The organism is Mesorhizobium sp. M0060, from assembly GCF_040323155.1.
Taxonomy (GTDB): domain Bacteria; phylum Pseudomonadota; class Alphaproteobacteria; order Rhizobiales; family Rhizobiaceae; genus Mesorhizobium.
Genome location: NZ_JAMYUP010000031.1, coordinates 1 through 19,802, shown reverse-complemented (window position 1 = coordinate 19,802; position 19,802 = coordinate 1). Strand labels below are relative to the sequence as shown.

At 61.0% G+C, this 19,802-nt stretch carries 23 protein-coding genes, 1 tRNA gene and 1 pseudogene; 9 read left to right on the top strand and 16 right to left on the bottom strand.

Annotated elements, in window-relative coordinates; translation table 11 throughout:
• The first annotated feature begins 60 nt into the window (after positions 1 to 60).
• The 5 genes from NKJ94_RS24420 (at position 61) to NKJ94_RS24400 (ending at position 4,769) form a co-directional block, all read left to right on the top strand.
• Positions 61 to 1,086, top strand: a complete 1,026-nt coding sequence (locus NKJ94_RS24420) for a glucokinase (protein WP_352528610.1) — start codon at positions 61 to 63, stop codon at positions 1,084 to 1,086.
• Positions 1,087 to 1,205: 119 nt separating this feature from the next.
• Positions 1,206 to 3,065, top strand: coding sequence for an ABC transporter ATP-binding protein (locus tag NKJ94_RS24415; protein ID WP_352528608.1), 1,860 nt, complete (start codon positions 1,206 to 1,208; stop codon positions 3,063 to 3,065).
• A complete protein-coding gene (gene dapB, locus NKJ94_RS24410; RefSeq protein WP_352528606.1) occupies positions 3,062 to 3,895 on the top strand; it encodes a 4-hydroxy-tetrahydrodipicolinate reductase in 834 nt (277 codons plus the stop codon). Before NKJ94_RS24415 ends, dapB begins: the two co-directional genes overlap by 4 nt.
• 24 nt (positions 3,896 to 3,919) lie before the next feature.
• Positions 3,920 to 4,540 (top strand): 2,3-bisphosphoglycerate-dependent phosphoglycerate mutase, encoded by a 621-nt coding sequence (locus NKJ94_RS24405; RefSeq protein ID WP_352528605.1) that lies wholly within the window; start codon positions 3,920 to 3,922, stop codon positions 4,538 to 4,540.
• A gap of 144 nt (positions 4,541 to 4,684) precedes the next feature.
• A tRNA-Leu gene (locus NKJ94_RS24400) sits at positions 4,685 to 4,769 on the top strand.
• 198 nt (positions 4,770 to 4,967) lie between these two features.
• Here NKJ94_RS24400 and NKJ94_RS24395 read toward each other — a convergent pair.
• Positions 4,968 to 5,441, bottom strand: a complete 474-nt coding sequence (locus NKJ94_RS24395; protein WP_352528603.1) for a hypothetical protein — start codon at positions 5,439 to 5,441, stop codon at positions 4,968 to 4,970.
• Here NKJ94_RS24395 and NKJ94_RS24390 point away from each other — a divergent pair.
• Positions 5,440 to 5,610 (top strand): hypothetical protein, encoded by a 171-nt coding sequence (locus tag NKJ94_RS24390; protein ID WP_352528601.1) that lies wholly within the window; start codon positions 5,440 to 5,442, stop codon positions 5,608 to 5,610. The two genes, NKJ94_RS24395 and NKJ94_RS24390, sit on opposite strands and share 2 nt — an antisense overlap.
• A gap of 15 nt (positions 5,611 to 5,625) precedes the next feature.
• Here NKJ94_RS24390 and NKJ94_RS24385 read toward each other — a convergent pair whose 3' ends face one another.
• From NKJ94_RS24385 to NKJ94_RS24320, 14 genes are all read right to left on the bottom strand, one after another.
• Entirely contained in the window at positions 5,626 to 6,138 is a 513-nt protein-coding gene (locus tag NKJ94_RS24385) for a hypothetical protein (RefSeq protein ID WP_352528599.1), read from the bottom strand.
• Positions 6,139 to 6,566: 428 nt separating this feature from the next.
• A complete protein-coding gene (locus NKJ94_RS24380; protein WP_352528597.1) occupies positions 6,567 to 7,379 on the bottom strand; it encodes a maleate cis-trans isomerase family protein in 813 nt (270 codons plus the stop codon).
• Between the two features lie 11 nt (positions 7,380 to 7,390).
• On the bottom strand, positions 7,391 to 8,632 hold the full coding sequence (locus tag NKJ94_RS24375; protein ID WP_352528595.1) for a D-amino acid dehydrogenase: 1,242 nt from the start codon (positions 8,630 to 8,632) through the stop codon (positions 7,391 to 7,393).
• Between the two features lie 120 nt (positions 8,633 to 8,752).
• A complete protein-coding gene (locus NKJ94_RS24370) occupies positions 8,753 to 9,124 on the bottom strand; it encodes a DUF4087 domain-containing protein (protein ID WP_352528593.1) in 372 nt (123 codons plus the stop codon).
• 95 nt (positions 9,125 to 9,219) lie between these two features.
• The gene (locus NKJ94_RS24365) at positions 9,220 to 9,693 is read right to left on the bottom strand and encodes a hypothetical protein (RefSeq protein WP_352528592.1); all 474 of its coding nucleotides are present in this window, start codon (positions 9,691 to 9,693) and stop codon (positions 9,220 to 9,222) included.
• A 144-nt stretch (positions 9,694 to 9,837) separates the two neighbouring features.
• Positions 9,838 to 10,245 carry a lysozyme inhibitor LprI family protein gene (locus tag NKJ94_RS24360; RefSeq protein ID WP_352528590.1) on the bottom strand — a complete coding sequence of 136 codons (408 nt, stop codon included), beginning with the start codon at positions 10,243 to 10,245 and terminating at the stop codon, positions 9,838 to 9,840.
• Positions 10,246 to 10,350: 105 nt separating this feature from the next.
• Entirely contained in the window at positions 10,351 to 10,746 is a 396-nt protein-coding gene (locus NKJ94_RS24355; RefSeq protein WP_352528588.1) for a hypothetical protein, read from the bottom strand.
• On the bottom strand, positions 10,743 to 12,662 hold the full coding sequence (locus NKJ94_RS24350; RefSeq protein WP_352528586.1) for a lysozyme inhibitor LprI family protein: 1,920 nt from the start codon (positions 12,660 to 12,662) through the stop codon (positions 10,743 to 10,745). Before NKJ94_RS24350 ends, NKJ94_RS24355 begins: the two co-directional genes overlap by 4 nt.
• A 39-nt stretch (positions 12,663 to 12,701) precedes the next feature.
• On the bottom strand, positions 12,702 to 13,643 hold the full coding sequence (locus NKJ94_RS24345; protein WP_352528584.1) for a PDZ domain-containing protein: 942 nt from the start codon (positions 13,641 to 13,643) through the stop codon (positions 12,702 to 12,704).
• 116 nt (positions 13,644 to 13,759) lie between these two features.
• Positions 13,760 to 14,194, bottom strand: coding sequence for a hypothetical protein (locus NKJ94_RS24340; protein ID WP_352528582.1), 435 nt, complete (start codon positions 14,192 to 14,194; stop codon positions 13,760 to 13,762).
• Positions 14,195 to 14,227: 33 nt separating this feature from the next.
• Entirely contained in the window at positions 14,228 to 14,635 is a 408-nt protein-coding gene (locus NKJ94_RS24335; RefSeq protein WP_352528580.1) for a hypothetical protein, read from the bottom strand.
• 3 nt (positions 14,636 to 14,638) lie between these two features.
• Positions 14,639 to 14,881, bottom strand: a complete 243-nt coding sequence (locus NKJ94_RS24330; protein WP_352528578.1) for a hypothetical protein — start codon at positions 14,879 to 14,881, stop codon at positions 14,639 to 14,641.
• Between the two features lie 21 nt (positions 14,882 to 14,902).
• Positions 14,903 to 15,193 (bottom strand): EF-hand domain-containing protein, encoded by a 291-nt coding sequence (locus tag NKJ94_RS24325; protein ID WP_352528576.1) that lies wholly within the window; start codon positions 15,191 to 15,193, stop codon positions 14,903 to 14,905.
• Between the two features lie 80 nt (positions 15,194 to 15,273).
• Entirely contained in the window at positions 15,274 to 15,507 is a 234-nt protein-coding gene (locus tag NKJ94_RS24320) for a hypothetical protein (RefSeq protein WP_352528696.1), read from the bottom strand.
• An 898-nt stretch (positions 15,508 to 16,405) separates the two neighbouring features.
• On the opposite strand from NKJ94_RS24320, the gene NKJ94_RS24315 reads away from it, so the two are divergent.
• The 3 genes from NKJ94_RS24315 to NKJ94_RS24305 all read left to right on the top strand — a co-directional run bounded on the left by NKJ94_RS24315 (position 16,406) and on the right by NKJ94_RS24305 (position 18,385).
• On the top strand, positions 16,406 to 17,341 hold the full coding sequence (locus NKJ94_RS24315; RefSeq protein WP_352528574.1) for an ABC transporter substrate-binding protein: 936 nt from the start codon (positions 16,406 to 16,408) through the stop codon (positions 17,339 to 17,341).
• Positions 17,338 to 18,030, top strand: a complete 693-nt coding sequence (locus tag NKJ94_RS24310; RefSeq protein ID WP_502904217.1) for a L,D-transpeptidase — start codon at positions 17,338 to 17,340, stop codon at positions 18,028 to 18,030. The genes NKJ94_RS24315 and NKJ94_RS24310 overlap by 4 nt, the downstream gene beginning before the upstream one ends.
• Before the next feature lie 136 nt (positions 18,031 to 18,166).
• Entirely contained in the window at positions 18,167 to 18,385 is a 219-nt protein-coding gene (locus NKJ94_RS24305; RefSeq protein ID WP_352528570.1) for a hypothetical protein, read from the top strand.
• Positions 18,386 to 18,518: 133 nt separating this feature from the next.
• Here the strand turns inward: NKJ94_RS24305 and NKJ94_RS24300 are convergent.
• Positions 18,519 to 19,724: pseudogene (locus NKJ94_RS24300) on the bottom strand (tetratricopeptide repeat protein); the annotation flags it as partial.
• Positions 19,725 to 19,802 lie beyond the last annotated feature (78 nt).

Here is a 19,802-nt window from a genome sequence, read left to right as displayed (position 1 = left end):
AAACCCATTTCCCTTTCCAAGGTCATGCGCTAGTCAACAGGAGTGGGAACGGACGAGAGCATGCCAGGCGTAAGCGACGACGACACTCTGTTGCGGTTTCCGATCCTGATCGGCGACATAGGCGGCACCAATGCGCGCTTCTCGATCGTGCTCGACGCGAATTCCGAGGCCGGCGAGCCGACCATCGTCCAGACCGCCAATTTCAACACGATCGATGAGGCGATCCAGGCGGCCGTGCTCGACCGCTCGTCGGTCCGGCCGAATTCGGCTGTGCTGGCGGTAGCCGGGCCTGTCGACAGCGACGAGATCCCGCTCACCAATTGCCCATGGATCGTCAAACCGAGACAAATGTTCGCCAGTCTCGGCCTCAGCGATGTCGTGGTGCTCAACGATTTCGAGGCACAGGCGCTGGCTGTCGTCGCGCTCGGCGAAGAGCATATGGAAAAGATCGGCGGTGACGCGCCGGAACCGAATTCCGGGCGGGTGGTGCTCGGTCCGGGAACCGGGCTCGGTGTCGCCGGGCTGGTCTATGCGCTGCATCACTGGATACCGGTGCCCGGCGAGGGTGGCCATATGGATATCGGACCGCGCTCGCCGCGCGATTTCCAGGTCTTTCCGCATATCGAGAAGCTCGAGGGCCGCATCTCCGGCGAACAGATCCTGTCCGGACGCGGCCTGGTCAATGCCTACCGGGCGGTGGCCAAGGCGGACGGCAAGCCGTCGCCGTTCACCACGCCGGCCGAGATCACCGCCGCGGCGCTGGCAAAGACCGATCCGGTAGCCGAAGAGGCGCTGTCGATCTTCGTCACCTGCCTGGGGCGCACCGCCGGCGACCTCGCTCTGGTGTTCATGAGCCGCGGCGGCGTTTTCCTCACCGGCGGCATCGCGCAAAAAATCCTGCCGGCGCTGCGGACCGGCAATTTCCGCGCCGCCTTCGAGGACAAGGCGCCGCACAGCGCCCTGATGCGCAGCATGCCGGTCTATGTCATCACCCATCCGCTGGCGGCGCTTTTAGGGCTGGCCGCCTATGCCAGAAATCCGTCGCTGTTCGGCGTGCAGACGGCGGGGCGGCGCTGGCAGGTCTAGGCTGCAACCTGCGCCGCGACGAAGTTTCGCCGTCCTCGGCCATAGGCAAGCCGCCATTGGAGCGTTAAGAGGTTGCCGAATTGCAGCCGGCCGAAGCCAAAACCACAAAGCGCTCCAAATTGACACTTCTAGCACCAACCAAAGGGAAAGTCCGGCCCGGCGAAATCGTGGCGGTGATCCGCCGCATCATCGCCGAGAACAGCCGCGAATACCGCTGGTACTATGTTCTTGCCGTGCTGTGCCTGGTGACGATCGCGGCGACGACCGCCTTCACCGCATGGATCATGAAGGACGTCGTCGACCAGATTTTCTACAAGCAGCGCGGCGATCTTATCGCGCTGATCAGCGTGTCGATCCTGGCCGCCTTCATGCTGCGCGGGCTGGCCAGCTACGGCCAGGCAGTGACGCTGGCCAAGATCGGCAACAATCTGGTGGCGCGCTATCAGCGCCGCATCTTCGACCATCTGATGAAGCTCGGCGTCGGCTTTTTCAACGACACCCGGTCGGGCCGGCTCGCCGCGCAGATCAACGAGAACGTCAACGGCATTCGTGATCTTTTGTCGATGACGCTGACGTCGCTGGCGCGCGATGCCGTGTCGCTTGTCGCGCTGCTCGGCGTCATGATCTGGCAGGACCCGGTGCTCTCGGCGATGTCGCTGCTGATCGGGCCGCCTTTGATCTACACCGTCACCTATCTGATGCGCCGGGTGCGGCGCATCACCCGCGAATCGGTGCAGATCAACTCGCGGCTGATCGGCGCCATGCAGGAGGCGACGCAAGGCATCGCCATCGTCAAGGCTTTCACCCTGGAGGACGAGCTGTCGCGCCGCATTGGCGGCCTCGTCGCCGGCGCCGAGCAGCGGTCGAACAAGATCGCCCGCGTCTCCGAACGGTTGACGCCGATCTCCGACATGCTGGCCGGCTTCGCCGTCGCCGGCGTCATCGCCTATTCCGGCTACCGGGCAACCGTCGGCGGCCAGCCGCCTGGCGCCGTCGTTGCCTTCATCACCGCCCTGCTGCTTGCCTATGATCCGGCCAGGCGGCTGGCGCGTATGCAGGTCGGCATGGAAAAGTCGCTGGTCAACGCGCGCATGATCTACGAGCTTCTCGACCTCGAGCCGCAGCAGGGTGACGTGCCGGCAGCCGCCGAGGCGAAATTCACCTCTGGCGAAGTGCGCTTCAACACCGTGTCTTTCCGCTATGTCGAAGAGGCGCCGGTCCTGCAGGATCTGAGCTTTGTCGCCGCCGCCGGCAAGGTGACCGCCATCGTCGGAGCCTCGGGCGCCGGCAAGACGACGCTGGTTGCGCTGCTGCAGCGCTTCTACGATGTCGAGTCGGGCAGCATCGAAATCGACGGCCAGGACATTTCAAAGGTCACCAAGCATTCGCTGCGCGGATCGATCGCCTATGTCTCGCAGCAGCCCTATCTGTTTGAAGGCACCATCCGCGACAACATCCGCTACGGACGACTGAGCGCCACCGACGCCGAGATTGAACGCGCCGCCCACCAGGCCGCGGCCGACGATTTCATCCGCCAGCAGCCGCAAGGCTACGACACGCCCGTCGGCGAGAACGGCGTGACGCTGTCGGGCGGTCAGCGCCAGCGCGTATCGATTGCCCGCGCCATCGTTCGGCAGGCGCCGATCCTGCTGCTCGATGAAGCCACCTCGGCGCTCGACAACGAGGCCGAGGCCCGCGTCCAGCAGGCGCTGACCCATGTCATGGAAGGGCGCACAACCATTGTCATCGCGCACCGGCTGTCGACGGTGGTCAATGCCGACCATATCATCGTGTTGGAGCAGGGCCGGCTGGTCGAACAGGGCACGCATGCCTCGCTGATGGCCGACCCGCACAGCGTCTATACGCGGTTCCACCGGGTGCAAGGCAGGAAAGGGCTGGGGCTTGTCGATGACGGCAAGCCAATCCAGACTGCGGCGCAAAATGTTCGCGCGAAAAAGGCGGCCGGGAGACATTCATGAGTGACACGCCGACCGTTAGTGAAATGGGCCTCGTGGTCGTGGGCGCGGCCGGCCGCATGGGCCAGGCGCTGATCCGCGCCATCCACACGATACCGGGCGCCCGTGTCGCCGGCGCGATCGAGCGGGCCGGTTCGCCCCATATCGGCAAGGATGCCGGCGAACTGGCCGGCGTCGGCAGGCTCGACGTGGCGATCGGCGACGATCCGCTGCCGGCCTTCGCCAAGGCCGACGGCGTGCTCGATTTCACCACGCCGGCAGCGACCGTCGAATTCGCCGGCTATGCGGCGCAGGCGCGCATCGCCCATGTCATCGGCACCACCGGCTGCTCGGCCGAAGACAATGCCAGGATCGCGGCGGCGGCGCGCCACGCGACTATCGTCAAATCCGGCAATATGAGCCTCGGCGTCAATCTGCTGGCGGTGCTGGTGGAGCAGGCGGCGCGCGCGCTCGACGCCGACGATTTCGACATCGAGATCCTGGAAATGCACCATCGGCACAAGGTCGATGCGCCGTCGGGCACGGCGCTGCTGCTCGGCGAAGCCGCCGCCATCGGGCGCGGCGTATCGCTTGCCGGCAACGATGTGCGCGTGCGCGACGGCCATACGGGCGTGCGCAAGGCAGGCTCGATCGGTTTCGCCAGCTTGCGCGGCGGCTCGGTGGTCGGCGACCACAGTGTGGTGCTGGCCGGTACCGGCGAGCGCATCACGCTCGCCCACCACGCCGAAGACCGGGCGATCTTTGCCCGCGGCGCGGTCAAGGCAGCCCTGTGGGCGCGCGGCCGCAAGCCGGGCCTCTATTCGATGCGGGACGTGCTCGGCCTGACCAGCTGATCCACAAAATTTGAAGGAGCAAATATGTCGAGAACTCTCGTGCTCGTGCGTCATGGCCAGAGCGAATGGAACCTGAAGAACCTATTTACCGGCTGGCGCGACGTCGATCTGACCGAACTGGGCCATGCCGAGGCCAAGCAAGCGGGCGCCAAACTGAAGGCGCGTGGCATGAAATTCGACATTGCCTTCACTTCGTCGCTGATCCGGGCGCAAAAGACCTGCCAGCACATTCTCGACGCCGTCGGCCAGAGCGATCTCGAAACCATTCGCGACCCGGCGCTGAACGAGCGCGACTATGGCGATCTCTCCGGCCTCAACAAAGACGATGCGCGCAAGAAATGGGGCGAGGAGCAGGTGCATGTCTGGCGCCGCTCCTACGACGTGCCGCCGCCCGGCGGCGAAAGCCTGAAGGACACCGGCGCGCGCGTCTGGCCCTATTATTTGCACGATCTGCAGCCACATGTGCTGCGCGGCGGCACCGTGCTGGTGGCGGCGCACGGCAATTCGCTGCGCGCGCTGATCATGGCGCTGGACGGCAAATCGGGCGAGGAGATCGTCAAGCTCGAGGTCGGCACCGGCGTGCCGATCATCTACACGCTCAACGCCGATTCGACGGTGGCGTCGAAGGAAGTGCTGGAGGACTGAGCCGGCGAGCGGGTTTCTTGATTGAGCATGATCTTTTCCGAAACCTGTTCCCCATTTTTCGCTGACGCGGACCTTCGGTTCGGGATCATGCTTTAAAAAAGCGCGTTGACACTCATCCCTCGCCCGCTTAATGAGCGCGCACCAGCCCAGATGGCGGAATTGGTAGACGCGCACGGTTCAGGTCCGTGTTCCGCAAGGAGTGGAGGTTCGAGTCCTCTTCTGGGCACCATTCGATCCCGACTGCCAACGGGATCAATAAGATAGCTTGTTCATTCGTTGCACTCGCACTGTGTATTGCAGAGGTGTACAATAATCGGCTGGTCCGTCCCACGCTTCTCATGCTCTTGGGCAGCACCAACTGCTCGTTTTTCATCAACGCCTCGATGAGGTCAAATCAGGAATGGCGATACGGTAGCTAACGTGCCGGCTAGCAGCAGCAGACATTGCGGACATAGGTGTTGCCATAAGTGACGTAGGCGTCGTCAGGGATCGCGCCGTTTTCCTTCATCACCCTGGCTAGGTTCTTGGCAACGTCCTGCGCGTAGGTTCCGCGTAGCGTAATGGCGAACCAGCCGTTGGTGGCAAGGTAGGCGACAAGCGGGATCGATGCGGATCGCACATAGGCCTCAGTCTCGGCCAGATTGTCGAAACTCTTGACCTGGATATGGCGCTGTCCGAAGGGGCCGCTCTCATATTGGTCGACGTAGACCCAGGTATCATGCATGTAGCCGACCTGACCGTCCGCCTGGACACGGTACCATCGCCCGACATTGCCGAGGATCGCCACCGCGCTGCGGTTTCGCACATTGGTGAGCGTGGCGGATTTTACCTCTGGAAGCGCCTTCAACGGCGCCGCACCCTGGGAGCGGAGAATGCGGCCCGAGCGGGCCTGGGGAATCATGAGTGACGGATTCGCGGAAGCCGGCGGCAACGAGGCGACAGGAGGCTCAGACGGCACTTGCTTAGGCGATGGCGGCAAGGATGGTGCCTGGCTGGCGACTGGCGGCTGGCTTGCTCCAGTGTCCAAGGTGGTGACCCTGTATTTCGCCATCTCGCTCATGGACAGATAGCGAACGTCGTTACTGTCATATTGAAGCGAAAGTTGAAGCAGAGTCGGGTCGACGCCCATCTCGATCATGTAGGTGATGATGTCGGCGGTAACGGACAGCGGAAACCGCATCCCGGGTGCCTATCGGGATGTCACCGCCGAAAGAAGACTTATGGACGCCGATGGAACCCGGATCGGCATAGCGCATGACGCCACCGAGGAAGGCCAGGGAGCACGCCGAGGCGCACTCGGCGGCCCTGAACTGAGCCGTGTTGAGGCCGAGCCTGCGGATGAGGCGGCCGAGCTCCATTGCTTTCTGGATGTTGCCGCCTGGCGACTGGAACGTGACAGCGACTGATGCATTGGACCGTGCCAGTGCCTCGAAAACCGACAGGTCGTCCTGAGAAGCGAAATCGCCCGATATCAGGATATAGCGGAATCCGGAATCGGTCTGCCCGGCTTGGAACTGCAAACCAGCATGGGCCGCGGTAGCTCCCAGCAGCACCGATGCAATAAACAACAGGACGCGAACGGAAGAGATGCGAGACATGGCCCAAGAGTACCCCGAAGGTTAGCCTAGCCTCGGCCAATGACACTGTCGAATCCTCGTTGCAGATTTGGCGAGAGCAATCTTAAGTTCATGCCAGGGCGGGATATCCGAGGGGTCTGCCACCTATCGTCGTAACTTGAGACGGCTGGCTGTTTGGCTGCAGCACGCAGCGCAAATATTGTGGGATCGTTCCAACTGGCGGTTGGTAGACGCAAGGCAGCTGGCGCGCCTATGAATACTCACGGTCCGCGCTCACCAGGCGCAGCCTAACCGCCCCCCGCCCAGCGCGCTTGGTGCAACGCCGTGATCGTCCCGCCGCACCGAAAGGAGCGGCGGTTTTTGTTTCTGGGATGAAACACTGGCTTGCGACGAAGGTTCGGTGCCTGCAGAACCGAGGCGCCGCGAGCCGGTCTCGCCAAACATAATCGTCAGTTGCCCGACAACCCAAACAGTCTCCCAGCCGGCACGACATCATCCACCCCGGCGAGCCGTAGGCAATGCCAGGCCATGGCGTGGTTGCTCGAAGTGACCGGGATGCCGATGCGCTGCTCGAGCCTTGCCGCGGCTTCGGCGACGCGCAGGCTTGTGCAGGATATGAAGATCGCATCCACCCCCGGCGTGGCAGCCATGCGCTCGGCTGCGGCCTCGATCGACGCGACCGAGATGCGGGCGGCGTCGCGGTCGTCGCGCCGGTCGAACGTGGCGACGGCTGATATGTCGAGGCCACGCCCATTGAAATAGGCGACGAGGTTTTCGTTGATCTGAGGCGCGTAAGGCGTCAGCAGGCCGATGCCCTTGGCGCCGAGAGCCTTGAATGCCGCAAGCGCGGCAGTGACCGGCGTGGTGCAGGCGACGCCAGGCCGCGCTCTCCTGATCTCGGCGAAAACCGCCTCTTCGCCGAGCACCATCGTTGCCGAGGTGCAGCCGAAGCCGACGACGTCGAGCGGGATGCTCGGCAGGATGAGGTCGACGGTGGGCGCGATCCTTGGGCCGATGGCGCGCAGCGTGTCCGGCGTGATGTCGTTGTCGCTGAAGACGCGAGCTTCGTAGAAGGCGACGCCGGGCATGCGCACCAGCGCACGGAATTCATGCTCCAGTGTCTGGTCGGTGGCCAGCACCACGAGGCCGATCGCCGCCCGTGAGGCCAGACCGCCGTCGAGTTCGGACGGCAGCACGCCGAGGTCCACCGGTTTGCGATTGGTCGATCCGGAAGACGGAACGGCGGCAACGTTGAGAGACATGGCGTTCCCTTTCAGTTCAGCAGACCATCCATGGCAATCGCCGGAGTCCGGCCTGCGATCAGATCGGCGGTGATACGGGCCGAGCCATGCGACATGGTCCAGCCGATATGGCCGTGCCCGGTGTTGAGGAAGAGGTTGCGAAAGCGTTGCCGGCCGAAGGCGGGAAGATTGTTCGGCGTCATTGGCCGGAGACCAGCCCACATTTCGGCGCGGTCGTAATCGGCGCCTTCTGGGTAGAGCTCTTCCGTCACGCCCTTCATGAAGGCAAAATCGGCAGGCTTGTGACTGGTGTCGTAGCCGGCGAACTCCGCCGTCGCGGTGACGCGGATGCGGTCGCCGAAGCGCGAAATGGCGACCAGATTGTGCTCGTCGACCGAGGCGATGGTCGGCGGCAGCGGGCGGTTGCCGATCGGGATCGTCAGCGAATAGCCCTTGATCGGATAGATCGGCAGCCGAATGCCGATCTTGCCTGCAAGCGTTGGGCTGTGCGATCCGAGCGCAAGCACATAGGCGTCGCCTTTGAAGGCGCCTTTGTCGGTGAGCACCTGGGTGATGCCGTCGCCTGAGGTCTCGACCCCGATGATCGTCGTGCCGGTGTGGATGGCACCGCCTCTGGCAATGATCTTGGCGGCGAGAGCCCTGGTGAACTTTGCCGGGTCTCCCGTCTCGTCGGTCGGACAGTAAATGCCTCCGGCAATGCTGTTCTTAGCGGAGGCCAGCGCCGGATCGAGCGCGACGATGCCGTCGCGGTCGAGCACCTCGATTTCTTGCCCGTCCGACTGGAGCAGCTTCATGTGCTCGACGCCCTTGTCGAGCGCCTGCTGGCTGCGGTGGAAATAGACGATGCCGCGATCGTTGCGGTCGTAGTCGATGTCCTCGTCCGCGACGACCTCGCGCAAGACAGCCTGCGAGTAGGCGGCAAGGCGATGCTTGAGCAGCGTGTTGCGGCGCGCCTTCGGAGCCGTGCATTCCATCAGAAACAGCCAGGACCAGCTATAGAGCCGCGGGTCGGCCGAGAATTTGAAGCGCAGCGCCTGGTCCTTGAGCAGCAGCGATTTCAGCAAGGTCATCGGCGCCTTGGGGGACGACCAGACGAAGGAATGGCCGGGCGCGATCATGCCGGCATTGCCCCAGCTCGTCTCGGCAGCGACCTGCGCGTTGCGCTCGATGAGCGCGACCTCGTGACCGTCGCGTTGCAGTTGATAGGCCGTCGTGACACCGACGACGCCGCCACCCAGCACCACTACGCGCATGACACCTCCGAACCGCTGGTCCGTCCCTTCGATCCAGAAGAGATTGGAGCACAATTATCCCAGGCATTGCTGCCTGGAAAGAGGCGCCATTTCCTGACTGTCACTGGTTCCTGGTCATGCTTATCCGTCCGGGTTAGGCAGCGATCTGTCGTTGCGACAGCGCGCTAGCGGAAGGATTTCGCCCGAGATCACCCTGGTGATCTTTTGCTGCTTGGCGTTGGTTACGACGGTCATGCACGCACATCCGTAGCCATGGCCCGAACCAGGCACATTGGTCTCGACGAATTGTCGCTCGTCGAAGGCCGGCACATTGTCGATGCCTTTGGGATCCGGGCGGCCCTGCATCTGGATCCACCATTCCCCGTCCCTGTCGGTGAGCATGAGGTTGCCGGGTGTCGAGCTGGAGTACCAGCCACAACGGCGCTCGGCATCGGCGGCCGCAGGTAAGGACATGACGGCCAGGCAGAAACAGATAGCGAACAGCAGGCGCATGAAAATCTTTCCTTCCCTGGAGTAAGTGAGCAGGTCATGCCGTCGACAATTTCTGCGTTGAAGCCGGTAACGAGGCGGCATGAGTTTTTGTAGCCTTATGGCTCCAACTTCGTGTCCACGTTTTCTTCGATCAATCCGCAATGAAGCGTCACAGGTTCCCTTTGGACATCGCTTAGTGGACCGTCGATGAAATCGCAGTTGAGCAAATTGTCCGCACTGCTCTTGCGCGCCGACGCAACGTTGACGTTGACCTCGGGAGGGCCGGCAAGCCAGTCGAGACGCTTCGTATCGACCCTTGCGCCGCTGATGTGGGCGTGGCCAGCTGTGCCCGGAATCCCTACCTGCTCGTCCTGCGGCGTGAGATCGATCTGGCCGACTTCGTTGGCGTGCTTCTCGGCGCTCCGCTTTGGATCGCCGTAGTAGGAAGCGAAGACAACGATCCCTTCCTTTTCAGCCGCGAGCTTGGCGGCTGCCTTCTTGGAAAGCGTGACATTGACGTCGAAGCTCATGTCACCCTGGGCTGTTGCCGGCACCGCACATGCCAACAGCACAGATGCCGCAATCGTCATTGCGAGCGACGATCCATAGCGTTTCACAATCCACCTCCTTCAAGTCCCTCACGCAATGATGATGCCCCTCGCATCCTTTCATGTCTGGCGGCGACGTCACGCTCGCCGCCGGCTTCATCATGATCCGATCAGCTGTGGCATGTGTCAGTTCGCGGCCGGAACAGGGCAGCTCATGTCGCCTTCCTGGCATTTCAGATAGCCTTCGAAACCTTTGGCACGGGATTGCGTAAGGCCGTCCATGCACTGCGCGATGAGCATTGGCATCATGCTTCCTCCGGCCGCTCCTGCGGTCTGGAAACTGCATTCCGCGTCGCGAAACTTGCCCCAATCCCGCTGTGCCTGAACAAGAAGCTTCTTGGTATCCGCATCGTCCTTCAGGCGGGCTTCGATCTGCTTGTAAAGCTCATTGAGCTTCTTGTCGGATTTCTGAAACTCGGCACCGAAGCATCGGTTCATGGCGGCCTGATCCTTGGCATCGGCGCACTTGTCCTTGGCAAAGGCGAAAGTCGGCAGGGCCAGAACCACGGCAGCGATCAGTATTGCTGTTTTCATCGATTTCCCTTTCCGGTTGCAGTCAAGCTCTTAAGTTGCTCAGCCCCGCCCTATGTTCTCTTCAGCTGTCCGTCGTCGCCATGGTCGGCCGTGCCCATGGCCTGATCATCTGGTTGTCATTGGATCAGCTTTGCCACCTTCGGCGACCGTGATGCTGCCGACCTTTCCTGAGCCGGTCAGCCTGCCGCCTTCTTTGACCGTGACTTTGCCGGAGACCTCCCCGTCAACGACAAGCAGTCCCGAGACGGAAACGTCACCGGTCAAAGAGCCGATCACGTGCAACTCCGCTCCCGCCGCCACTTCGGTCATGCCCGAATATTTGTTCTTTCCGCTCAGCGTCAGCTTGCCACCGGCGATAACGAGACCGCCGCTGTCGCCGGCGTCATCATAGTTCGCGATGGTTCCATCAAATTGCCCGTCGGCTTCTGTCAGGATCAGTCTGCCCGCACCCAGATAGACCTCGCCTTTACCGCCAAGGTTGCGAATGGCCGTATCGTTCATGGAGCGCGCCGCCCCCCAGGGCTCCAGATAGTTTCCTTTCTGATCGAGGTTGAGCACACCGTCGACCACGACGCGCGAGGAATGCTCGATGCTGCCCGGCCCGGCCAGAGTAAGATACCCATCGGCCGCGATATGGGTTGTGCCGGTGTGGCATTGGCCCCGGTCATGCGCACGTCCGCGTCCTTCTCGATCGTGAAATCGCCGGCGCCGGAGATGATGCCGGCCAGTCCGAGCCAGCCATCGCTTCCAGCATCGCTGGTCGCGCGATTCAGCTGCACTTCATCCTCGGCAGCCGCGTCTGTCGTAAAGTTAGCAGCGCTGACAAAATAGGGTGAATATGCGGTCGTCCTGTTTTCCAGATCATACATTACGGAATTTGACTCGAAGAATGGCAAGCCGAGAATGAGACCGCCGACTATTACCTCATCGCTTTGGCGGAGAATGTCGACATCATCATATTCCCGGTTATTTATACTATCATCGAATCCAAAAAACTTGAAGTCGATCAGCTCATCACCAAATTTATCAATATGAAATCCTCTCGTCCGAAGCTTATCTAAAGTAGATTCTGTGGTAATATAAATAAAGCTTGTCGTTCCTGTATCCAATAAAACAGGCCCCCTGAAATCAACCGATTGCTTCTTTCCTTTATGGTCAAAAGAAATTGTATAACGGTAAGAGCCTTCGTACTGATTGGATGCGTTCGCGCCTGATCGCGGGAATCGTCTCTGGACGAATTCGTAATCCAGTTCGCCCCACGGCATCAGGGCCGTAAACTGGGATCTCAGACTGGGGGACAAATTCAGCGTCAGGCAGGGAGCGCAGCCCGGTGTCGTCTTCTCTCCAAGATTGGCATTGGCAGAGACCACATAGCCGCTTTGCGTCTGACTGCCAGGAGCGGCGGTCTGGTCCCCCTCGTTGATAAAATCGCCGGCTCCCAAGACGCCGTAAAACGGCGCCTCGTTACCGGGTTCGCCGTTCTGCATGCTCTTGCGCGCATCAAGATCCGCATAAACCGGCGTATCGCCATGGTGGCCCACGGGCTTTTGCGTCACATTCGCATCCTCGAGGTCGCCGAAATCCTTGGTGAAGACGTAATCCACCACCCGACCGGCGGCAAAGCCGCCGTCGAGGGTTACGACAGGCTCCGAGGGATTATCCGGATCGTAATAGGACAGGCTGTCGAACCGGACCTGTTGTACCCAACCTCCATAGGTGCCGTTTCCATAGGGGTACATTTCGGGCTTGCTGCCGCGCACCGGCTTTACGCCAGGGACACTCGAATCGATCTCGGCGTTGAGCACATCCGACCCGGTGTCGAATTCGAACAGACGAGGCTTGGCACCATTGATGCCCATCATGATCCCGAGTTTGTGGTAGATGACTTCATCACTGCCGGTTCCGAACTGCCCACTAACATGTTGCAATGGAATGGGTATCGAGTCAGCAGTCTGGGCAAGGACAGCCCGGCCGTGCTCATCGCCCGCGGCAGGTACGGCAGGTGATGTGTTCGCTGCCGGAACGGGGCAGCTCAGATCGCCTTCCCGGCATTTCAGGTAACCTTCGAAGTCTTTGACACGGGATTGCGTCAGGCTGTCCAGGCACTGCGCGACGAGCGTTGGCATCATGCTTCCTTCGGCCGCTCCTGCGGTCTGGAAACTGCACTCCGCGTCGCGAAATTTGACCCAATCGCGCTGTGCTTGACCGAGAAGCGTCCTGGTATCCGCGTCGTCGTCCAGGCGGGTTTCGATCTGCTTGTAAAGTTCGTTGAGCTTCTTGTCGGATTTCTTGGACGCGGCATCGGCGCACTCGTTCGGGGCGGCCTGATCCTTGGCGTCGTCGTAGCACTTGTCCTGGCCAAAGGCGAAAGCCGGCATGGCCAGAACCATGGCAGTGGTCCGTATCGCGGTTTTCATCGACTGTCCTCTGTCTAGAACTGCCGGCAGGGTCCGCCGCTAGTTGGCATCGTCATCGTCCGATCCGTCAGCGTCGTCGGTACTGTCATCCGACGCATCGTCATTACCGTCGGTGCTGTTTTCGTCTTCACCATCTGCCGACGGGTCGTCATCGTCATTCTGATCGCTGGAATCGTCCTGATCATCGGAATCATTGTTGTCAGTGCTGTCATCCGACGCATCGTCATCCGCGCCGTCGTCGTCAGTGTCGGTGCTGTTCTTGTCACCATCACCGTCCGTTGAGTTTTCATCGTCGTTCTGATCGCTGGAATCGTCCTGATCATCGGAACTATTGTCATCGGCATCGGGAGAAAGCGCATTTGTGTTGGCGTCGCCAGGCTGCGAGTCGTCCTCGCGATAGCTTGTGTCATTGAGGCCCGTCTCCATCTCGTCGTCATACTCATCGACGATCTGCGTCCACTCCTCTCGATTGTCGACGCTCGTCCATTGCGAGATATTGTTGACCGAGATGTTGGTATTGAAGTTGTTGACGGTGATGTTGGTGTTGACCTCGACGACATCCGCGACTTCTGTCCCGCGGTTCACGCCAAACAGGAAACTGGTGGCACTCACGGCAAGGGCGGCCCAAACGAGTCTGTCGACATCGCCCGGCGTCGAAATCGGTTGATGCCGCACTGTGGCAAGCACGTCACCCGGTCGGATACCTTGCCGCGCGGCAACGCCATGCGGTGCAACGGCCAGGACATATACGCCGCGAAGCTTGGGCGGGATCTGGTAGCGATGCCGAGAGGCGTGGTTGATCGGTATCAGAACCGCATCAAGAGCCCGGGAAACATAGGGCTTCGGCAGATCATACTTGCTGGCATACGCAAAATTGATCGTTTGCGGGACGGCAACGCTCACAACAGCCGTCATTTTCACTGACGTTGCCAATGCACGGGTGAAATGCACGATCAGTCTGGATTTTCGAAGACTTTGCATTTTCCACATCCTGCAGCTGATGAACCTATGTCAGATGCCCGGCGCCCGGAGCGCTCCCCCGCTAGTTGTTCTCCTCCTGCGCCAACTGCGTCGACGGCAATCTCCAGCGATCACCATCATTCCGTAACTTGCTCGGCAAAACACTTTGCCAGGTCTTGCGGCGCTCCGAGCTTCTTCGCCCAGGATACCAGTTCAGGTTTTTCCGATGGCTCGGCATAGCCGCCCCACACGTCGCGAAACTGCTTCTTTCCGTCGACTGTCTGGAAGAACATCACGCCGTCGTCGCTCACGGGCGTGGAGACGTAAGCGGCGCTCCAGTTGCCGTTCTCCATGATCGTGATGAACTTCACCCGAGCGGGCTTGACCTTGTTGTCCAACGCCGAGGCGACGAGAGATGCATATTCCTGCCTGCGCGCCTTCGTCGCTTCGACCTTTATACCGTCGCAGGCGTTACCCGCAGCGAAAGCGGATGTCAGCGTCATTCCCAGCCCCGTGAGGCCGACCGCAACGATTTTGGCATGTCGCCGGACCAGGCTGCTGAATTCAGACATGATTGGCTTCCTCCTTTTTCGCCCCGGAATCCATTAATCGGAATCGTCATCGTCCGATGAACTGTCATCGCCCGACGAACTGTCGTCGACCGGTGTATCGACCTCGCAGCCGATGCCGCGGCAGCCTTGGTAGTTGCCTTGCGTATCGAAGTTCGGATTGCCTTCTCTGTCGTACTGCGGTCTGTCGTCGATGCTTTGATCCCCGTCATCAGGATCGTCGACTTTACATCCGAGCCCATGACAGCCGATGTAGCGGCCCCGCGTATCGAAATTGGGATTTCCGTTCCTGTCGAACTGCGGCCGATAATCAATCTTTCGGCCGCCTTTATGGGGCCGATCAGCCAGGCAGCCCTTTCCGCGACAACCGCCGTAGTCGTCGGTGGTACAACCGGCGATCGCCATCAAAGCAGTGACCAGCGTCGCATAGATTACGAATTTCATGATTCATTCCTCTGATTGGCTGGCGGCCGGGGATCGTCCGTCAGACGTGTAGTCGATAGCCGCTGACGACCCGAACAGGATCCCGGCGATCAAGAGCAGCTTGAGGGCCTGCCAGAAGCTTATGGTCTTCAGGCCAAAAACATCCGGCATGGTGGTGTTCCAGAGCCACAGAAGAAGGGCGGACAGGATCGCCACGACGACGATTACGCCGATCAAAACACCAACGGCAGTTGCCAAATCCGGCATGTCTGTCCCTCCATCCGAAGGCTATTGCAGACGCCCGTCTCCGCTCTTGTCGGCAGCCGCGAAGTCCTTCATGACCCGGTTCATGAATTCCTCCCGGCTGATACGGCCGTCCCCGTTCGCATCGGCCGCCGCAAACTGATCGGCGTTCAGGACGTCGGCAGTCTCGGCCTGGCTGAGAGAGCCTTCATTGTCGGCGTCCAGCTTTTCGAAGGCCTTGGTCATGAAGGCCTGATACTCCTGCCGGTTCACCGCGCCGTTGTTATTGGTATCGATCTGGTCTTGCTGCCCCTGGTACATGGACTGCTGTGCCATGGCCGCGCCGGTGCAAAGCAGGAGCAAGGAAGCTGTCGTCGCGATTATGGATTTCATTGTCTTGTCCCTTTCTTCTCGCCTCAGCGGCAGGCAAGACGATTGCCAAGGTAGCCACCACCGCCGATACCGACAGCTTCGGCCAGGACGCGGCCGCGGCCACCGCCGATCGCGCTGCCGACAAGACCGCCCACGATCGCACCACCGACCGTACTGGCGATGCAGCCGAACTCGCTGTTGCGCGCCTGGACTTCCGGGTTGGATGACGACTGGCACGCCGTAAGCGCGAAAGTGCCTGCGAGCACGATTGCCAAGATTGATTTTCTCGTGGCTCTTTCCTGATCTGATTGCGGGTTGGCGCCAATCCGAGCAAGACAGAGCTTCGCTGGCCATCGAATGAGCCAGGCTGTGGCCCATGCATTCGACGACTTAGCCGCCGGCTGTCGTAAATCTCTTGCGTCGAGGGGAACTACGTCGAGGGAAACGTTCCCCGCAGGGGCCGCATTGGCGAATGTCAATTTTCCTCTCCATGCCTAGCGCCCCGTCCGCCCAAGCATGCCCACGATCCGCTGACGCGGCTGTGTTGCTAAAAAGTGGCATCCGACGTCAGCCTATGGCAAGGAAAAAGTACAATATCGCTGGATTGAATTTTGCAAATGCTTAATAATTCGGAACCAGTGCCGGTTATTTTAGCAGATACTGAAATTGAATCGACAGCAAGATCCTAGCATGCAACCTCAGTTTTATTCTCTGGTCACGCGTTGTTGCAAGTAACATGTCAAATTGTTATGAATTTACGCCGGCTACCAAAAAGACGCGACGAAAACTGCTTCTTATATGATGGCATGAATCTTGATCTAGTGTCTTATTTTTTCGAACCCAACCAACCCGTTGCGCAGGCCGAAAGAAATGCCGCTCACTCATTCGAGTTGTTCAACACTGCGGCGTGCCGCAAAGAGGTGCAGTTGGGGGCGCGGCGACCGCGTCGTGAGCATCTTCCCAGTCGGATTGTCATCGAGTAGCGTGCAGGGCGGCACGTGACGGCGCTCTCTTTGGCGAATGCACTGCGGCACCTTCAGCAGTTGCCCGTCAGAAGATGGGACTGGTGTCACAACCCGGTGCTCGCCGTGACAGATTGTTTCCGTCCCGGTTCATTTCAGCACCGAAGCGAGGGGGAAGAAAATGCACAACCGATTTCGGCGGTGCCTGCGGAAAATGTCGCTGGCGGCATTGATGATGCTGGCGGTAAACATCCCGGTCCACGCGGCTGATCTCGTCATTGCAATGCCGAACTGGCCGTCGGGCCAGGCAACGGCAAACATCCTCAAGGTCAGCCTGAAGGAAAATTTCGGGCTCGATGCCGATGTGCGCGAGATGGGGACGCTTATTGCCTTTGCCGGTCTCAATTCGGGTGAGGTGGATATTCATCCCGAAATCTGGCTGCCCAACCTGGACAATCTGGTGAAGAAGTATGTGGACGGTGCCGGCACGGTGGCCATCAGCCCCATCGGTGTGCCGGCCTGGCAAGGTCTGTGCGCCACGCGTGAAGCAGCCGACAAATTTGGAATTCATGATGTTTCGGATCTCAGCGACACGAAGAAAACCGCCGCGCTGGATACTGATGGCGACGGACGTGGCGAACTCTGGATAGGCGCTGAGGGTTGGTCCTCAACCGCTATCGAGCGCATCCGCGCCAACAGCTATGGTTATGCCAAGACAATGACATTGCTGGAGACGCCCGAGGATGTCGGAATGGCGGCTGTCGATGCCGCGGTTGCCACGGATCACCCGATGGTGTTTGCCTGCTACGCGCCGCACTACGTCTTTGAGCTGCACGACATTGTCCGCCTTACGGAGCCGCCCTTCGACCCGGCAAAGTGGAAGATCGTGCTGCCGTCCGAAGACCCGCTCTGGGTTTCAAAGTCCAGCGCGCCGGTATCGTGGGATACGGCGCGTTTCCATATCGCCTACGCCACCTCGCTGCGCAAAAAATATCCGAAGGTGGCGGTCCTGGAACGGGTCGACCTGAAGCCCGAGGAAATCACCAAAATGAGTTATGCGATCCAGGTAGAGCGTCAGGATCCTTACGAATACGCCAAACAATGGGTTGCCGCACAAGGCGTCCGGGTGCACGGGTGGGCAAATCCATGAACCGAAAGCTGATGATCGCGGGACGCGCCACTTTCCAGCGGAGCTCCCTTACAACAATTGTCGCGGTAGCGTTCGGTCTTGTCGCGGTGGCGGCGCTGGCTGCGGGAACACAGGTTTTCGATCCGAAAACCCACAAATGGGTGGACTACGACCGCACCAAGGCGCGCAAATACTATGCCGCGCATAATGAAGTGCCCGAGGCGTTCCGCCCGCAGATGGTCAAGTTCCGCACCGCGGAAGTGCCAGGCACGATCATCATCGATGGCAACCAGCACTTTCTCTATCTTGTGCAGCCGGATCAGCGGGCGATGCGCTACGGCATCGGCGTGGGCCGGGAAGGATTTGGATGGGCCGGCATCGTGCGCGTCGGCTGCATGGCGGAATGGCCGACATGGACGCCTCCGGCCGAAATGGTCGCTCGTGATCCGAAGGCGGTGAAATACGCCGGAGGCATGAAGGGAGGGCCCGACAACCCGCTCGGCGCGAGGGCGCTCTACCTCTATGAGCGCGACCAGGACACGATCTACCGGATACACGGCACCCCGGAGCCCTGGACGATCGGGCTCGACGTGTCATCGGGGTGCATCCGTATGAGGAACGACGACATCACCGATCTCGCATCCCGCGTCAAGGTCGGGGCCAAGGTCATCGTTCTCATGCAAGGGGCAGCCCTCTACAAGGGTGTGTGAAGCGGCGTTCGGAGAGGGCCAAGCAATGTCGGCAAAACGTGCAGTGAGAACTTCGATCCTGGTGACAGCAATTGGATTCCTGGCTGAAGCCCTGAGCGCGTGCGTCAGCGCGCCGCCGCCGCCTCCTCAGGACCAGATGTCCAGGACCAAGGTCGAAACGGCCCCGGCGGACCTTCAGCTTCTTTGCGCCAATGCGGTCGCCAAGGCGAGCGGCGTCGACAGCACGAAGATACTTCCGGTTTCATCGACCAAGCTCGATTCCAAAACCTATCAGGTCGAACTCGATGCCAGCGGCAAGAAGACAAGCTGCCTCGTGGATGACAACGGCAACGTCAAATCGGTTGAGCCCGTCTGATCCGCTCTGGTCGACGACTTTTGCGACCGATCTGACCATTGCCGCGAACCGGCGTCGGCTTCGGACGTGACGATGTTGGGTGGCGGCCAGCCGCGATGAACGGTTTAGAACGCCCGACTAACCGCGCCTTGCCTCACCCCAGCCCGATCCGCCTGGCGCCTTGCCGGAACAGGGCCTCGGCGTCCGGCTCGAAGCGGAAGGTGCCGATGAAATCATCGGCGCAGTAGTTCGGCAGCGTCTTGCGCAGCGCGGAGGCGAAACTTCGCGCCTCGTCCAGCCGCCCCGCCAGCGCAAGGCAATGCGCGGCAATCGCCAGGATGATGGCATGGGCGTTGGGACGGGCGGCTGCTTTCAGCGCCCATTCGGCGGCCTCGTCGAACTGGCCGAGCCGGACATGCGCCATCGCCCTGGCGCCCAGCATACCGAACAGCAGCGGATCGAAGGGGCTCAGATGCCTGGAATGGTCGGACGAGCCGATGGCGGCCTTCGGGTCGCCCGACTGCGAGTGGACGAAAGACAGCGCATAGTGGCCAAGCGCAAAATTCGGGCTGAGGTCGACGGCGCGTTCCAGCTCGATGAGGGAGCCGTCCTGCTCGCCGCGCAGCCACAGCGCCCGCCCCATGGCCCAGTGCGCGGCCGGATTGTGATCGTCGACGAGTAGGCTCTGGCCGGCGGCCTCGAAGGCCATGGCGCTTTCCTGATCGCGGTCCCCCCAGCGCTGGAAGGCGTTCTGCCAATGGGTGAAGGAGAGGCCGGCATAGGCGCGGGCGAAGGTTGGGTCGAGCTTCAGGGCCATGTCGAAGAAATGCCGGGCCTGCTCGTTTTCCGCGCGGGTGAAGCGATACATGTGCCACAGGCCGCGATGGTAGGCTTCCCAGGCATTCAGCGAATTCGGCGCCTTCAGCATGGCGCGGTTGCGCTCGACCGTTTCGATCTCGGCCGAGATCGACGAGACGATGCTGTTGCCGATATCATCAAGCACGGCAAAGATGTCGTCCGGCTTGCGCTCGAACGTCTCGGCCCAGACGATCCTGGCCGTGCGTACTTCGATCAGCTCGACCGCGACGGTGACGCGGCCCGCCTGGCTGCGCACCGTGCCGGTGGCGACATAGTCGACCTTGAGCCGCCGGCCGGCATCCTCCGGCGCGATGTTTTTCTCCGCTAGCGCAAACACCGAGCCGCGCGCGATGACGAAGAAATCCCTGAGCTTGGCCAGGCGGGTGATGATGTCGTGGGTCAGGCCATCGGCGATTCCTCCGCGCGGGCCGCCCAGAGGACCGGTGGGAACGCCGCCGATTCCGGCCTGTTCGACAAACGGCATCACCGCGAGCGAAGCCTTGCGCGACGTCGCGGCATTCGGATCGGCAAGCACGATAGATGCCTGGGATACCGAGAGCGGGACGGCTTACTGTGCCCC

Bases quoted from the DNA above. Each gene is read 5' to 3' on its own strand.
- NKJ94_RS24420 (WP_352528610.1), top strand. From the start codon at position 61: ATGCCAGGCGTAAGCGACGACGACACTCTGTTGCGGTTTCCGATCCTG.
- dapB (WP_352528606.1), top strand. From the start codon at position 3,062: ATGAGTGACACGCCGACCGTTAGTGAAATGGGCCTCGTGGTCGTGGGC.
- NKJ94_RS24405 (WP_352528605.1), top strand. From the start codon at position 3,920: ATGTCGAGAACTCTCGTGCTCGTGCGTCATGGCCAGAGCGAATGGAAC.
- NKJ94_RS24390 (WP_352528601.1), top strand. From the start codon at position 5,440: ATGAGTGACGGATTCGCGGAAGCCGGCGGCAACGAGGCGACAGGAGGC.
- NKJ94_RS24395 (WP_352528603.1), bottom strand. From the start codon at position 5,441: ATGATTCCCCAGGCCCGCTCGGGCCGCATTCTCCGCTCCCAGGGTGCG.
- NKJ94_RS24385 (WP_352528599.1), bottom strand. From the start codon at position 6,138: ATGTCTCGCATCTCTTCCGTTCGCGTCCTGTTGTTTATTGCATCGGTG.
- NKJ94_RS24380 (WP_352528597.1), bottom strand. From the start codon at position 7,379: ATGTCTCTCAACGTTGCCGCCGTTCCGTCTTCCGGATCGACCAATCGC.
- NKJ94_RS24375 (WP_352528595.1), bottom strand. From the start codon at position 8,632: ATGCGCGTAGTGGTGCTGGGTGGCGGCGTCGTCGGTGTCACGACGGCC.
- NKJ94_RS24370 (WP_352528593.1), bottom strand. From the start codon at position 9,124: ATGCGCCTGCTGTTCGCTATCTGTTTCTGCCTGGCCGTCATGTCCTTA.
- NKJ94_RS24365 (WP_352528592.1), bottom strand. From the start codon at position 9,693: ATGACGATTGCGGCATCTGTGCTGTTGGCATGTGCGGTGCCGGCAACA.
- NKJ94_RS24360 (WP_352528590.1), bottom strand. From the start codon at position 10,245: ATGAAAACAGCAATACTGATCGCTGCCGTGGTTCTGGCCCTGCCGACT.
- NKJ94_RS24355 (WP_352528588.1), bottom strand. From the start codon at position 10,746: ATGAACGATACGGCCATTCGCAACCTTGGCGGTAAAGGCGAGGTCTAT.
- NKJ94_RS24350 (WP_352528586.1), bottom strand. From the start codon at position 12,662: ATGAAAACCGCGATACGGACCACTGCCATGGTTCTGGCCATGCCGGCT.
- NKJ94_RS24345 (WP_352528584.1), bottom strand. From the start codon at position 13,643: ATGCAAAGTCTTCGAAAATCCAGACTGATCGTGCATTTCACCCGTGCA.
- NKJ94_RS24340 (WP_352528582.1), bottom strand. From the start codon at position 14,194: ATGTCTGAATTCAGCAGCCTGGTCCGGCGACATGCCAAAATCGTTGCG.
- NKJ94_RS24335 (WP_352528580.1), bottom strand. From the start codon at position 14,635: ATGAAATTCGTAATCTATGCGACGCTGGTCACTGCTTTGATGGCGATC.
- NKJ94_RS24330 (WP_352528578.1), bottom strand. From the start codon at position 14,881: ATGCCGGATTTGGCAACTGCCGTTGGTGTTTTGATCGGCGTAATCGTC.
- NKJ94_RS24325 (WP_352528576.1), bottom strand. From the start codon at position 15,193: ATGGCACAGCAGTCCATGTACCAGGGGCAGCAAGACCAGATCGATACC.
- NKJ94_RS24315 (WP_352528574.1), top strand. From the start codon at position 16,406: ATGTCGCTGGCGGCATTGATGATGCTGGCGGTAAACATCCCGGTCCAC.
- NKJ94_RS24310 (WP_502904217.1), top strand. From the start codon at position 17,338: ATGAACCGAAAGCTGATGATCGCGGGACGCGCCACTTTCCAGCGGAGC.
- NKJ94_RS24305 (WP_352528570.1), top strand. From the start codon at position 18,167: ATGTCCAGGACCAAGGTCGAAACGGCCCCGGCGGACCTTCAGCTTCTT.